The sequence below is a fragment of the Rhizobium giardinii bv. giardinii H152 genome, assembly GCF_000379605.1.
In the GTDB taxonomy this organism is placed as follows: Bacteria; Pseudomonadota; Alphaproteobacteria; order Rhizobiales; family Rhizobiaceae; genus Pararhizobium; species Pararhizobium giardinii.
Genome location: NZ_KB902702.1, coordinates 289,633 through 302,513, shown reverse-complemented (window position 1 = coordinate 302,513; position 12,881 = coordinate 289,633). Strand labels below are relative to the sequence as shown.

General features: G+C 62.9%; 15 protein-coding genes. 4 read left to right on the top strand and 11 right to left on the bottom strand.

The window, feature by feature from the left end; translation table 11 throughout:
- The first annotated feature begins 7 nt into the window (after window positions 1-7).
- A complete protein-coding gene (fsa, locus tag A3AY_RS0126215; protein ID WP_018328653.1) occupies window positions 8-661 on the top strand; it encodes a fructose-6-phosphate aldolase in 654 nt (217 codons plus the stop codon).
- A gap of 147 nt (window positions 662-808) precedes the next feature.
- Here fsa and A3AY_RS0126210 read toward each other — a convergent pair whose 3' ends face one another.
- On the bottom strand, window positions 809-1,750 hold the full coding sequence (locus A3AY_RS0126210; RefSeq protein WP_018328652.1) for a GNAT family N-acetyltransferase: 942 nt from the start codon (window positions 1,748-1,750) through the stop codon (window positions 809-811).
- Window positions 1,751-1,885: 135 nt separating this feature from the next.
- On the opposite strand from A3AY_RS0126210, the gene A3AY_RS0126205 reads away from it, so the two are divergent.
- Window positions 1,886-2,821, top strand: coding sequence for a tyrosine recombinase XerC (locus A3AY_RS0126205; protein WP_018328651.1), 936 nt, complete (start codon window positions 1,886-1,888; stop codon window positions 2,819-2,821).
- A gap of 97 nt (window positions 2,822-2,918) precedes the next feature.
- Window positions 2,919-4,001: a TraB/GumN family protein gene (locus A3AY_RS0126200; RefSeq protein ID WP_018328650.1), complete on the top strand. Its 1,083-nt coding sequence runs from the start codon at window positions 2,919-2,921 to the stop codon at window positions 3,999-4,001.
- A 101-nt stretch (window positions 4,002-4,102) separates the two neighbouring features.
- On the opposite strand, the gene A3AY_RS0126195 is transcribed toward A3AY_RS0126200, so the two are convergent.
- Window positions 4,103-4,456 (bottom strand): EF-hand domain-containing protein, encoded by a 354-nt coding sequence (locus tag A3AY_RS0126195; protein ID WP_026203844.1) that lies wholly within the window; start codon window positions 4,454-4,456, stop codon window positions 4,103-4,105.
- A gap of 16 nt (window positions 4,457-4,472) precedes the next feature.
- On the bottom strand, window positions 4,473-4,721 hold the full coding sequence (locus tag A3AY_RS0126190) for a hypothetical protein (RefSeq protein WP_018328648.1): 249 nt from the start codon (window positions 4,719-4,721) through the stop codon (window positions 4,473-4,475).
- A gap of 537 nt (window positions 4,722-5,258) precedes the next feature.
- On the opposite strand from A3AY_RS0126190, the gene ftsZ reads away from it, so the two are divergent.
- Window positions 5,259-6,284 carry a cell division protein FtsZ gene (gene ftsZ, locus A3AY_RS0126185; protein ID WP_018328647.1) on the top strand — a complete coding sequence of 342 codons (1,026 nt, stop codon included), beginning with the start codon at window positions 5,259-5,261 and terminating at the stop codon, window positions 6,282-6,284.
- An 87-nt stretch (window positions 6,285-6,371) separates the two neighbouring features.
- On the opposite strand, the gene A3AY_RS0126180 is transcribed toward ftsZ, so the two are convergent.
- The 8 genes from A3AY_RS0126180 to A3AY_RS0126145 all read right to left on the bottom strand — a co-directional run bounded on the left by A3AY_RS0126180 (window position 6,372) and on the right by A3AY_RS0126145 (window position 12,877).
- The gene (locus tag A3AY_RS0126180; protein ID WP_018328646.1) at window positions 6,372-7,172 is read right to left on the bottom strand and encodes an alpha/beta hydrolase; all 801 of its coding nucleotides are present in this window, start codon (window positions 7,170-7,172) and stop codon (window positions 6,372-6,374) included.
- Between the two features lie 329 nt (window positions 7,173-7,501).
- Complete coding sequence (gene lpdA, locus A3AY_RS0126175) at window positions 7,502-8,908, bottom strand: dihydrolipoyl dehydrogenase (protein WP_018328644.1); 1,407 nt, start codon at window positions 8,906-8,908, stop codon at window positions 7,502-7,504.
- A gap of 22 nt (window positions 8,909-8,930) precedes the next feature.
- Window positions 8,931-9,683: an SDR family oxidoreductase gene (locus tag A3AY_RS0126170; RefSeq protein ID WP_026203843.1), complete on the bottom strand. Its 753-nt coding sequence runs from the start codon at window positions 9,681-9,683 to the stop codon at window positions 8,931-8,933.
- Window positions 9,684-9,685: 2 nt separating this feature from the next.
- Complete coding sequence (locus A3AY_RS0126165; RefSeq protein ID WP_018328642.1) at window positions 9,686-10,180, bottom strand: hypothetical protein; 495 nt, start codon at window positions 10,178-10,180, stop codon at window positions 9,686-9,688.
- 2 nt (window positions 10,181-10,182) lie between these two features.
- Window positions 10,183-10,824, bottom strand: a complete 642-nt coding sequence (locus A3AY_RS0126160) for a LysE family translocator (protein WP_018328641.1) — start codon at window positions 10,822-10,824, stop codon at window positions 10,183-10,185.
- A gap of 42 nt (window positions 10,825-10,866) precedes the next feature.
- The gene (locus A3AY_RS0126155) at window positions 10,867-11,280 is read right to left on the bottom strand and encodes an MAPEG family protein (protein WP_018328640.1); all 414 of its coding nucleotides are present in this window, start codon (window positions 11,278-11,280) and stop codon (window positions 10,867-10,869) included.
- A gap of 11 nt (window positions 11,281-11,291) precedes the next feature.
- Window positions 11,292-12,530: a 2-oxoglutarate dehydrogenase complex dihydrolipoyllysine-residue succinyltransferase gene (odhB, locus tag A3AY_RS0126150; RefSeq protein WP_018328639.1), complete on the bottom strand. Its 1,239-nt coding sequence runs from the start codon at window positions 12,528-12,530 to the stop codon at window positions 11,292-11,294.
- Window positions 12,531-12,559: 29 nt separating this feature from the next.
- Window positions 12,560-12,877, bottom strand: a complete 318-nt coding sequence (locus tag A3AY_RS0126145) for a YciI family protein (protein ID WP_026203841.1) — start codon at window positions 12,875-12,877, stop codon at window positions 12,560-12,562.
- Window positions 12,878-12,881 lie beyond the last annotated feature (4 nt).

Sequence of the window (12,881 nt, the reverse complement as noted above, 5' to 3'; positions counted from 1 at the left end):
AATACCCATGAAGTTTTTTGTCGATACAGCCGATGTGAACGAAATCCGGGAGTTGAATGACCTCGGGCTCGTCGATGGCGTGACGACCAATCCGTCGCTGATCCTGAAGTCCGGCCGCAACATCCTGGAAGTCACCAAGGAAATCTGCGGCATCGTCGAAGGCCCGGTTTCGGCTGAAGTCGCGGCGACCGATTACGAATCGATGATGAAGGAAGCGGCTGTCATATCGAAGATCGCCGACAACATCTGCATCAAGCTGCCGCTGACGCTCGATGGCCTGAAGGCCTGCAAGAACCTGACCTCCGACGGCCACCAGACCAACGTGACGCTGTGCTTCTCGGCCAACCAGGCGCTGCTCGCCGCCAAGGCCGGCGCCACCTTCGTATCGCCCTTCGTCGGCCGTCTCGACGACATCGCCTTCGACGGCATGGACCTGATCCGCGAAATCCGCCAGATCTTCGACAATTACGGCTACGAGACCGAAATCCTCGCCGCCTCGATCCGCACGGTCAACCACGTCAAGGAAGCAGCCCTGATCGGCGCCGACGTGATCACCGCACCGCCGGCAACGCTGAAGGCGCTGGTCAAGCACCCGCTGACCGACAAGGGCCTCGAAGCCTTCCTCGCCGACTGGGCCAAGACCGGCCAGAAGATCGCCTGATTGGTTCAGAGCGTTGAATGAGCTGGAAGCCTCGCGAGACGATCGCGGGGCTTTTTTTGTGTGGGGCAGCGCCGTCCAGCGCGCTTCAAGCCCACCTTACTACCTGATACCTAAATCGGAATCTATCTAAGGAATTATGCAGCAGTTTCAGAGTGCTACATCGTCCTTTGCGATGGGCTCCCGCGACGGAACAGCTGTGAACGCCGCATCGCCATCCCGCGCCAGATCAAACACCGTGTGCTGCTCCAGAGCGCGCGTCACCTCGGCCGGATCGCCGTCCAGCGCATCAGGCCCGATGAGGTTGCCGATGGTGAAATCGAAGACGTTGCCCTTCTTGTTCAGAAGTTCGTGGAACACCGTCATGTCGCGCAGTTCGGTCGACCACTTGGCCAGCCAGTAGAACAGGCCGGAATTGCGCGCCGTCATGTGGACCGGCAGGATCGGCAGATTGTATTTGCGGGCAAAGCCGACGGCGGAGGTTTTCCACGGACGTTCGTTGAGCCGCCCGTCCGCCCAATAGGCGATGCGGCCGGACGGAAAGAGCACGGTCGCCTTGCCTTCCGCGATCGCCCGGTTGGTGACTTGCAGCGTTTCGCGCGCCTTCAGCTTCGTCTTGTAGTCGTCGCGCCATTCGACCGGAATGACCATCTCGACAAGGCGCGGATTGACCCGGATGGCATCGCGATTGGCGAAGAACATCATGTCGGGCCGGCGCTGCTTCAGAAGGTCGAAGACGGCGACGCCGTCGGCAATGCCGGTCGGATGGTTGCTGACCAGCAGGAAGCCGCCGGTTTGGGGAATGCGCTCGACATTGCGCACACGGATATCGAGCGCGAGGACATCACTCAGATACTGGAAGGCATGAAAGCCCGGCAGGTTGGCGACATTGTCGGCAAACTCGATGGCCTTGCGATAATTCAGGACCGTATAGAGAAACGGCCGCATCACCGGCCAGAGCGGATGCCTGACGATACGCTCACCACGCTCGGCAATCAGCCTGTCGACGATATGCCCCGGCTGGCCCTGGGAAACCAGCGCGATCGTCTCTGCAAAATACGTGAAACCGCTTGCCGAATCGCGTCTTGCCATCGTCTTCCCGCCTCGTCTGCGCTCAGCTATCGCAGGTGAATATGATCCGGACGTGACAGTTTCCAAGGGTCATTAGGAAAAACATAACGGCATCCGGGGCAAACTCGCCACGACCGAATGGCGGGGAAAACGAGCATGAACGAACTGCTGATTATCGGCCATCCGGAACTGATGGCGGAGCGCCAGCGCTGGCTGGCGGCGCTCAGCCGGGAGCGGCGGCTGTCGGACAAGACCGTCGTCGCCTACGAGCGCGACACGCGGCAGTTCCTGCACTTCCTCACCGGCCACCTGAGCGGCCCGGTCCGCTTGAGCGATATCCACGCGCTGCGTCCGGGCGACCTGCGCGGTTTCCTTGCGGCCCGCAGAAAAGACGGAGCGGGTGCACGAACGCTCGGCCGCGGGCTTGCCGGGCTGCGCTCCTTCCTTAGGCATCTGGAGAAAAAGGGCCTCGCCAACGCCGCCGGTGCAGCGGCCGTCCGCTCGCCGAAACAGCCGAAATCCCTGCCCAAGCCGCTGACGGACAAGGACGCATTGACCGTCGTCACTCATGAGGCGCAGCTTGCCGAAGAACCCTGGATTGCCACCCGCAACGCCGCGGTGCTCACGTTGCTTTACGGCTGCGGCTTGCGCATCTCCGAAGCGCTCGACCTGACGCCATCCGATTTTGCCGGCACGCCGACGGCGCTGCGCATCCATGGCAAGGGGGGCAAGACCCGCGTGGTCCCGCTGATCGCGGCGGCGGTCGATGCCGTGCGGGCCTATGAGAAACTCTGCCCCTATCACCTTGTTGACGACGGCCCGCTGTTTCGCGGCGCCAAGGGCGGCAAGCTGCAGGCGGCGATCATCCAGCGCGAAATGCAGCGGTTGCGCGGCGCGCTCGGCCTGCCGGACACCGCAACGCCGCATGCGCTGCGCCACTCCTTCGCCACGCATCTTCTGGCCGGCGGCGGCGACTTGCGGACCATCCAGGAACTGCTCGGCCATGCCAGCCTCTCGACCACCCAGGTCTATACCGGCGTCGATTCCGCCCGGCTCCTGGAAATCTACGACCGGGCGCATCCGCGCGCCTGAATTTCGCCCTCGTCGAAGCGTTAACCAGCTTTGTTAAACGCGCGTGAGGCTTGCGCGGATAGGCTGGCGCGATGACCCGCCACACACAGGATCGATAATGTTTCAGCATCTTGCAAAGCCGGCCCGCGCCGTGGCGAGGGAACTGGGCGACACGGTTCTCACGCTGATCGCAACGCTGCATGTGCTGTTTGCTCTCAGCCTGATTGTCACGCTTCTCTCCCTCTCGCCGGCCCGTGCGGCGCAGGATGCCTGCGGCGGCAGGAACCTGATCGCCGAGATGCGTGCCTCCGATCCCGCGCGGTTTGCCGCTCTTGAAAGGCAAGCCGCGGCCGTGCCGAACGGCAAGGGCCTGTTCTGGAAGATCGAGAAGCCGGGTATCGCGTCGTCCTATCTGCTGGGCACCATGCATGTCACCGATCCGCGCGTGCTTGCCATGCCCAAGGGTGCCAGCGAGGCCTATGAAACCGCAAAGACCGTGATCGTCGAATCCGACGAGATCGTCGACGAGCGCAAGGCAGCGGCAGCGCTCCTGATGCAGCCGGAACTGACGATGTTTACCGACGGCAAGTCGATCAAGGACTTTCTGAAGGCCGAGGAACAGGAAAAGCTGACGGCAGGATTGAAGGAGCGCGGCATTCCGCTGACCTTGGTGGCGAAGATGAAGCCCTGGATGATCGCCAGCTTCGTCGCCCTTCCCGCCTGCGAGATGAGCCGCAAGGCGGCCGGCGCCTCGTTCCTCGACAAGAAACTGGCGGAGGATGCGCTGAAACAGGGCAAGAGCCTGAAAGGTCTGGAAACGCTGGTGGAGCAGCTGAAGGCCATGGACGCGCTGCCGGTGCAATTTCATCTCGATGCGCTGATCGAGACCCTTGATCTCGGCGACACCGTCGCCGACGTGATGGAGACGACGACGGAACTCTATCTGACCGGCGATACCGGCATGGTCATGCCGCTGATGAAGGCCGTTTCGGAGGAGAAGTCACCTGGCGACAGCACCGATTACGCCGATTTCGAGCAGCGCATCGTCATCGACCGCAACAAGACCATGGCCGCCCGCGCCAGGCCGATCCTCGACGGCGGCAACGTCTTCATGGCGGTCGGTGCGCTGCACCTGCCGGGGGATGAGGGCGTGATCGAACTGTTGCGCAAGGACGGTTTCAGCATCACTGCGGTCAACTGAAGCCAGCCTTACCGGGCGGCGGCTGTTGCGTACCCCTGCAATCCGATACCCCGGCAGATCCGGCAGCGGAAATGCCGGGGCATCGAAACAGCAAGCCGAACTTATTGCAGACCGCCGTCCCCGCTGCGATCTGCGGCGGTAAAGTCCGTCATGACCCGATCCATGAATTCGCTCTGGCCAACGACGCCGTCGCGGTTGGCATCGCTGAGGGAGAACTGCTGGGGGGTTAACACCTTCGCCACTTCCGCGGACTGCAAGCTGCCATCCTTGTTCTTGTCCAGGCTGGTGAACGCGGTCGCCATGAAGGCCTGATACTCCGAGCGTTCGACGGTTCCGTTGGAATTGCTGTCAAGCTGGTCCTTTTGCCCCTGATACATGGACACAGGCTGATCCTGCGCGGCGACAAACGTTGGCTGGCACAGCAGCAATATCGCGATCATGGCTCTCATTTTCATGGCCGAACCCGCCCCCTTACATGCATGTCAGGCGATTGCCGAGCAGGCCTCCGAGCCCGATGCCACCGCCGATGGCGGCGATCTGGCCGGTTCCGGAGCCTATGGTGCCTCCAATCAGGCCGCCGACGATCGCGCCGCCGACCGTTCCCGCAACGCAGCCGAATTCGGCGTTGCGATCGATGACAGCCTGGGATGTCGGTGCAGACTGGCAGGCGGACAGCGCCAAGCACCCTGCGAGGGTGACGGTTACAGTACGTTTGCTCATTTCTTCCTCCACAATTTCCACCACGATCGCGACTGGATCGGTGGATGTGCTGGCCTGCTGCCCGGATAAAATAAGCTTTCGCCTCCTCGGCGGGAAAGGCGCCTGTGTCAGGTCAATAAATGGCTCGCCAGAAGGTATTCAACATCAGGGCGGCAAGAGCGTGACGAATTCACACACCGTACGGTATTGGGCCTCGCTTGAGACCCGGTCCCGATACTACAACTGGGCATGCATGATGACAACTCTCCGCGTCTGCCGACAGTCCCAACGGCGTCGTGGATTGCCGCTCGAGCTTGCGCGCGTGGAACCGAGCGCGCTCGATCGTGGGGGACCCTCACGCAAAATCGTTGCAAATTCGTCCATCGTCGTCAAAGCAAGGCACCACACACTTGCACCCGCGCCGTCTCTCTGCCTTTTTGCGAAGATAACCTGCGGCGGCCTGATTCGCGCCCGCTCCGCTTCGCATTCTTGTTGCAGCTTCCGGAACGCGCTTCCATACGTGCCGGGGCAGCGACCACGTTCCAAGGAGATGACGAGATGTCAGAGATCAAGAAACCCGTGATTTCGGAGATGAGACCGAAGATCACGGTCATCGGCGTCGGCGGCGGCGGCGGCAACGCCATCAACAACATGATCGCCGAAGGCCTGCAGGGCGCCGACTTCGTTGCCGCCAACACGGATGCGCAGGCGCTCACCATGTCGAAGGCGCCGCGGCTGATCCAGCTTGGGGCGCAGGTGACCGAAGGTCTCGGTGCCGGATCGCTGCCGGAAGTCGGCCGCGCCGCGGCGGAGGAATCGATCGACGAGATCATGGATCACCTTGGCGGCACTCATATGTGCTTCGTCACCGCCGGCATGGGAGGTGGCACCGGAACGGGTGCTGCGCCGGTGATCGCCGCCGCTGCCCGCAAGGCCGGCATCCTCACCGTCGGCGTCGTCACCAAGCCGTTCAGCTTCGAAGGCAAGCGGCGCATGCAGGCAGCCGAGGAAGGCATCGAACGGCTTCGCGAAGCGGCCGACACCGTGATCGTCATCCCCAACCAGAACCTCTTCCGGATCGCCGATGCAAAGACCACCTTTGCCGATGCTTTCGTCATCGCCGACCGGGTTCTCTATTCGGGCGTCGGCTGCATCACCGACCTGATCGTCAAGGAAGGCCTGATCAACCTCGACTTCGCCGACGTCAAATCGGTGATGAAGGGCATGGGCCGGGCAATGATGGGAACCGGCGAAGCGATCGGCGACGGTCGCGCCTCCAAGGCCGCCGAGGCGGCGATCGCCAATCCGCTGTTGAGCGAAGTCTCGATGAAGGGCGCCAGGGGCGTGCTGATCTCGATTTCCGGCGGCTCCGACATGACGCTGTTCGAGGTGGATGAGGCAGCGACCCGCATCCGCGAGGAGGTCTACGAGGACGCCGACATCGTCGTGGGCGCAATCTTCGACAAGGGACTGGACGGCGTCTTCCGCGTTTCGGTCGTCGCCACGGGCCTCGACCAGCACGCCCCTGGCAGCGAGGTTACGGCCGGCGCAACACAGCCGGCGCAAGCGCGGACACTGCAGTAGGCCAAAGAGGCTACCGAGCGGGCGGCACGTTTCCCGCCCGGTAGCCATGTGATCGCGCTGCTCACCAAGTTCCGGCTCCGGGGCGGTTCATTTCAGCGCCTCCACGAAGCCGATAACCTCGCCAACCGTACGGTCATTCCAGATATCATTGTGACCCGAGCCGTCGTCGATCAGCATTTGCTTGGGTTCGGGTGCGATGCGGTACAAGGCCTCGCCCGAAGATAGGGGGATGCTGTCGTCACGCCGACCATGGATGAACAGCTTTGGTTGGCTCACCTTCGCTATTTTGAAATCCGAGCGGAAGGGATCCTTGATGAGAAGCGCGACCGGAAAGAACGGATAGTGCGACTGCGCGACCGACAGAACCGACAGGTATGCGGACACGAGAACCACGCCGATGGCCGGCCTCTGCGCGGCCGTGTTCACGGCGATGCCGGTGCCCAGCGAGCGGCCGAGCACAACGATCTCGCTTTTGGAGCTTGCTGAAAGCCAGTCGAACGCCGCGATGCCGTCGGCTAGCAGCGCCTCCTCGCTCGGTGAGCCGGTCGATCCCGGATAGCCGCGATAGGAAATCGCCAGCAATCCAATACCTCGCGCGGCCAGCGCCTGTGCGAGAAAGCCGTAGCTGCCGACACGATCACCGTTCCCGAAAAAGAGCAGAACGCACGGCTTGCCGGATGTGCCATGGCTATAGAGTCCGTGAAGCATTTCTCCGTCGGGCGTCTTGATGGAGACGTTCTCGCCCCACTCTGCGTGCTCTGAGGCAGGTGCCGCGCCTGTGCCGGGAAAGAGGAGGGCACGTTGCGAAAGATACACCAAGCCAACCAGCGACACATAGGCAAAGGCCACCGTCAGAGGCAGGATCAGCAGGAGTTTTGTGGCGCTCATGCAGCATATTCATCGGAAGATTCGTCAGTGTCCAGAACTCTTCCGCATCGAACTCGCCCCGCTTCTGGGCATAGCAGAAGCCTCGAGCGCATGCCGTCAGCTTGCGGTCGGACGGGCAGCCGGTCCAACATCGTGCGGACGATCAACCGGTGGAAGGGCGTGATCACGGCGATTGCCCGGAAGGATTTCTCGGTAGAGCAGGGTCGTCATGCTGACGATCTGCACGGCATCTCCGACGTCACGTATAGCCGCGACAATGCGGAAATCCAGCCGCGGCGAGCGCTGGACGGGGGGCAAAGGGGCCGATTGTCACGGCCCCTTGCAGTTCCTTACATATGGATCGGCTTTGCGAAGGTCGCCAGTGCCGCTTCCTTGACCGCTTCCGACATCGTCGGGTGGGCGTGGCAGGTGCGGCCGAGATCTTCCGACGAGCCGCCGAATTCCATCAGCACGGCGATCTCGTGGATCATCTCGCCGGCGCCGAAGCCGACGATATGGCCGCCGAGAACGCGGTCGGTGGCCTGGTCGGCGAGGATCTTGACGAAGCCGTCGGTGGCCAGCATGGCGCGAGCGCGGCCGTTGGCAGTGAACGGGAACTTGCCGACCTTGTAGGCGATGCCTGCCGCCTTCAGTTCTTCCTCGGTCTTGCCGACGGAGGCGACTTCCGGCTGGGTGTAGACGACGCTCGGGATGACGTCATAGTTCACGTGACCCGCCTGGCCGGCGATGATCTCGGCAACGGCGACACCCTCGTCTTCCGCCTTGTGGGCGAGCATCGCACCGCGCACGACGTCGCCGATCGCATAGATGCCGGGAATGCTGGTCTGGAAATGGTTGTTGATCTCGACGCGGCCGCGCGTGTCCATGACGACGCCGGCCTTGGCGAGGCCGAGACCCTCGGTGAACGGCTTGCGACCCGTTGCGATCAGGACGACCTCGGCGTCGATCGTCGCAGCATCGCCGCCCTTGACCGGCTCGAAGGTCACCCTGGCGCCGGAACCCTGCTTTTCAACGCCGGTCACCTTGGCGCTGAGCTTGATATCGATGCCCTGCTTGGCGAGCATCCGCTGGAACTGCTTGGCAACGTCGCCGTCCATGCCGCCGAGGATGGTGTCGAGATATTCGACCACAGTTACCTTGGCGCCGAGGCGCGACCAGACCGAGCCGAGTTCGAGGCCGATGACGCCGCCGCCGACGACCACCATGGTGGCCGGAACCTTTTCCAGCGCGATACCGCCGGTCGACGAGATGATGACCTTCTCGTCGATCTCGACCTCAACGCCCGGAATGCCGGCAACATCGGAGCCGGTGGCGATGACGATGTTCTTCGTCTCGATCACCTGCTCCTCGCCCGCGTCGTTGGTCACCGAAACCTTACCTTCACCAAGCACCTTGCCGGTGCCCTGGAAGGCATCGATCTTGTTCTTCTTGAATAGGAAAGCGACGCCGTCGACGTTCGCCTTCACCGTCGCATCCTTGTGGGCGAGCATCTTCTCAAGGTTCAGCTTCGGAGCCTGTACCTCGACGCCGAGAGCGTCGATGCCATGGGCGGTCTGGTGGAAGACCTCCGAGGCATGCAGCAGCGCCTTGGATGGAATGCAGCCGACATTGAGGCAGGTACCGCCATAGGTGGAGCGCTTTTCGATAACGCCGACCTTCAGGCCGAGTTGGGCTGCCTTGATGGCGCAGACATAGCCGCCAGGTCCGGTGCCGATAACGATGAGATCATATGCCATGAATGGTCCTTCCTGAGAGCGGCTATCGTCCGCCGCTGACGTTGAGAATGGCGCCCGTTACATAGGACGACGAAGGGGAAAGCAGGTAGAGAACGGCGTCGGCGACCTCTTGCGCGGTGCCCGGCCGTTTCAGGGGAACGCTTGGTGAGAGTTCGCGAGCGCGATCCGGAAGACCGCCCGAGGCGTGTAGCTCCGTATCGATGATGCCGGGACGGACCGCATTGACGCGGATGCCGTCCGAGGCAACCTCGCGCGACAGGCCGATGGTGAAACTATCGATCGCGCCCTTGGAGGCGGCATAATCGACATATTGTCCGGCCGATCCGAGCACTGCGGCCATCGAGGAAATGTTGACGATCACGCCGCCCTTGCCGCCGTGACGCACCGACATGCGCCGCACGGCAGCGGCCGCGCAAAGGATCGAGCCGGAGACGTTGACGCGCAGCATGCGGTCGAGCCGCTCCGGCGTGATCTCGTCGATCCGGGCCGGCATGCCGACGATGCCGGCATTGTTGACCAGGCCGTCGAGACGGCCGAAGGCCTTGTCCACCGCGTCGAAGATCGCACTGACGCCGGCTTCGCTGCCGACATCGCCTTCGACCGCGACGGCAGTTCCGCCGGCTTGCGCGATCGCGGCGACGACGGCATCCGCCGCGGGGCGGTTAGAGGCATAGTTGACCGCGACGGCCCAGCCGTGCTCGGCCGCCGAGAGGCAGACAGCCGCACCGATACCGCGGCTGCCGCCGGTTACCAAAAGGACGGGTTGATCGCTGATCTTCATTGGACGCATCCCTTCAAAGACAGAACATCCCAGGGCGCGACGGTCGCCTTGCCCCAGATGGACGAGTTGCGCACGGCGGGACCGAAATCAGGCAAAAGCAGCTGGGCTGCCGCTTCCGATCCCTCCTCGGGCAGGGGACCGACCTTGCCGTCGCCACCGATGGCATAGATCACGCCCTCCCAGACGGTGCAGGCGGCGATCTCCTCCCCGGTGGAATCGCCCTGCGGGCAGTTGTTCATGATCATGCCGTTCGGCCGGACGGGTTCGCCCGACTGCATGACGATACCGTCGAGAACCAGATCGGTCTTTGCCACCTTGACCTTGAAGTGATTGCTGGTCGCGGCGCTTGCCGAGCCCACCGGTTCGAAACGCAGTTCATAGGCGCCGTCCGCATCGCCATAGACCGCCTGCTCCTGCAGGCACTCCGCCGCAGCCGCTGGCGTCACGGCCAGCAGGATACAGAGGATCGATGCGGGAGCGGCGGGGCGCATGCTCAGGAAGCCTTTTCCGTGGCGAGCTTCAGGCCAAGCGCGATGAAGACGAGGCCGCTGACGCGATCGATCCACTGGCTCGCGCGCGAGAAGGCGGCGCGCATCTTCGGCGTCGTCATGAACAGGCTGACGCCGACGAACCAGAGGATCAGGCTGCCTGCCATGACCAGGCCATAGCCGAACTTCACCGCGATCGGCGTATGGGCGCTGACCACCGTCGAGAAGATCGACAGGAAGAAAAAGACGGCTTTCGGGTTGAGCGCATTGGCAGCAAAACCGAGGCCGAAGGCCTTCAACACGGTCTGGCGCTTTTTCGTCGGGTCTGCGCCTTCGTGCTCGACCGTCATGTCCGTCTTGCCGGCCCTGAGTGCCTTGACACCGATATAGAGTAGGTAGGCGACGCCGCACCATTTGACGATGTTGAACAGGTAGATCGACTGCGAGATGACCAGCCCGAGACCGAGGATCGTGTAGGTCACATGAAACATCAGCGCCGTGCCGACGCCGAAGGAGGTGACGATCGCCGCGCGGCGGCCGTGAACCAGCGATTGGCGCATGACCATGGCAAGATCGGCGCCGGGCGAGACGATGGCGAAGGAGAAGATCGCCATCAGCGACACGAGTTCGAGGAGATAGGGATGCACGGCACGTCTCCGGTTATCGCTGTCGGGGTTCCGCTTTCCTGTTTAGAAAACGAGCGCCGATACCATGATGAGAAGCCCGGCGAGCGAGCCAAGCCAGAAGAGCGAGCGGACATAGGAAACGCCCGCCAGATAAAGCGGAATATAGGCAATCCTGAAGGCAAACCAAAGCCAGGCGCCGGTCAGGCCCCAGCCGGTCGGGTCGCCGGCGATGGCAAGGGCAAGCGCCAGTCCGACGAACGCCGGATAGGTCTCCTGGAAATTGCCGGATGCCCGCTCAGCGCGTCCGGCCAGCTTGCCGGACGGCTTCCTTTCGTCATCCCGCGGACCGGCATTCCAGGCCGATCCGAGTTCGAATGTAGACATCATGCCCTGCAGGCTGACATGAAAGACGAGCAGCACGACGCTCCAGGCGAGAAGCGAAATAAATGGCGATGCCGCCAGTGCTGCCGCGTCCATTGGGGCGCTCCTTAGAGATCCAGAACCAGACGTTCCGGATCTTCCAGGCTTTCCTTGACGCGCACCAGGAAGGTCACGGCCTCCTTGCCGTCGACCATCCGGTGATCGTAGGAGAGCGCCAGATACATCATCGGACGGATGACGATCTGGCCGCCGACGACGACCGGGCGCTCCTGGATCTTGTGCATGCCGAGAATGCCGGACTGCGGCGCGTTGAGGATCGGCGAGGACATCAGCGAGCCGTAGACGCCGCCATTGGTGATCGTGAAGGTGCCGCCCTGCATGTCTGCCATGGAAAGCGAGCCGTCACGCGCAGCCTTGGCAAGACGGCCGAGATCCTTTTCGATTTCGGCGATCGACATCTGGTCGGCATCGCGGATGACCGGAACGACCAGGCCCTTGTCGGTGCCGACGGCCATGCCGATGTGGCAGAAGTTCTTGTAGATGATGTCGGTGCCGTCGATCTCGGCGTTGACGGCCGGGATTTCCTTCAGCGCATGCGTCACCGCCTTGGTGAAGAAGCCCATGAAGCCGAGCTTGACGCCGTGCTTCTTTTCAAAAAGATCCTTGTAGCGGTTGCGCAGGTCCATGACGGCCGACATGTCCACCTCGTTGTAGGTGGTAAGCATGGCCGCCGTGTTCTGGGCGTCCTTCAGGCGCTTGGCGATGGTTTGGCGCAGGCGGGTCATCTTGACGCGCTCTTCGCGCGGGGCGTCCTCGGTCGAGGACGGACCACGGGTCACGATCTTGACCGGCTCGGTAGCCGCCGGCGTCGAAATTCCCTTGGCGACGGCAGCGATGACATCGCCCTTCAGCACCTGGCCGCGCTTGCCGGAGCCATCGACCTGATCGGCCGACAGGTTGTTTTCGGCAAGCATCTTGGCGGCGGCCGGAGCCGCCGGCATGGCAGACGCGGCCTGCGGGGCAGCAGCGGCAACCGGAGCAGCGGCGGCGGCAGCCGGAGCGGCGACCTTCTTTTCAGCCGCGGGCGCGGCAACAGCGGCGCCGGCGGCGCCGTTGGCGATCTGGCCGAGCAGGGCGCCGAGGCCAACGGTTTCACCGGCATTGGCGACGATTTCGGAAAGCGTGCCTGCGGCTGGCGCCGGAACCTCGATGGTCACCTTGTCGGTTTCGAGCTCGAGCAGCGGTTCATCGGCTTTGACGGTGTCGCCCACCTTCTTGAACCATGTGCCGACGGTCGCTTCGCTGACGGACTCTCCGAGGGTAGGAACGCGGATTTCTGTGGCCATTTTCAGATCCTGACTTTGATCGTTATCGGTTATGCGGCAGGTGCGGCGACGTGCCGGAGAATGAGTTTGGGTATCGCGGCAATTTCGAACCGGAAGCCGAGGCTGGCGGCGATGACGGGGTCGCCGTCGGCGAGAGCCTGGGCGGCATTCCCGTCGGGAACCTCCACCAGCGCCATGCCCCAGGCACCGTCCTTGGCGAAGACGGGACCGAGCGCAATGGCGCGTCCCGCATCGGCCTGGGCTCGCCAATAGGCTGAGTGACGCTCCATCGCAGCCATTTCCTCAGACGTTGCATCCTGAGGAAACGTGCTGCGGGGTGGCACTAATTTCAGATGAAAATAGGCCATGGAG

Bases quoted from the DNA above. Each gene is read 5' to 3' on its own strand.
- fsa (WP_018328653.1), top strand. From the start codon at position 8: ATGAAGTTTTTTGTCGATACAGCCGATGTGAACGAAATCCGGGAGTTG.
- A3AY_RS0126210 (WP_018328652.1), bottom strand. From the start codon at position 1,750: ATGGCAAGACGCGATTCGGCAAGCGGTTTCACGTATTTTGCAGAGACG.
- A3AY_RS0126205 (WP_018328651.1), top strand. From the start codon at position 1,886: ATGAACGAACTGCTGATTATCGGCCATCCGGAACTGATGGCGGAGCGC.
- A3AY_RS0126200 (WP_018328650.1), top strand. From the start codon at position 2,919: ATGTTTCAGCATCTTGCAAAGCCGGCCCGCGCCGTGGCGAGGGAACTG.
- A3AY_RS0126195 (WP_026203844.1), bottom strand. From the start codon at position 4,456: ATGAAAATGAGAGCCATGATCGCGATATTGCTGCTGTGCCAGCCAACG.
- A3AY_RS0126190 (WP_018328648.1), bottom strand. From the start codon at position 4,721: ATGAGCAAACGTACTGTAACCGTCACCCTCGCAGGGTGCTTGGCGCTG.
- ftsZ (WP_018328647.1), top strand. From the start codon at position 5,259: ATGTCAGAGATCAAGAAACCCGTGATTTCGGAGATGAGACCGAAGATC.
- A3AY_RS0126180 (WP_018328646.1), bottom strand. From the start codon at position 7,172: ATGAGCGCCACAAAACTCCTGCTGATCCTGCCTCTGACGGTGGCCTTT.
- lpdA (WP_018328644.1), bottom strand. From the start codon at position 8,908: ATGGCATATGATCTCATCGTTATCGGCACCGGACCTGGCGGCTATGTC.
- A3AY_RS0126165 (WP_018328642.1), bottom strand. From the start codon at position 10,180: ATGCGCCCCGCCGCTCCCGCATCGATCCTCTGTATCCTGCTGGCCGTG.
- A3AY_RS0126155 (WP_018328640.1), bottom strand. From the start codon at position 11,280: ATGGACGCGGCAGCACTGGCGGCATCGCCATTTATTTCGCTTCTCGCC.
- odhB (WP_018328639.1), bottom strand. From the start codon at position 12,530: ATGGCCACAGAAATCCGCGTTCCTACCCTCGGAGAGTCCGTCAGCGAA.
- A3AY_RS0126145 (WP_026203841.1), bottom strand. From the start codon at position 12,877: ATGGCCTATTTTCATCTGAAATTAGTGCCACCCCGCAGCACGTTTCCT.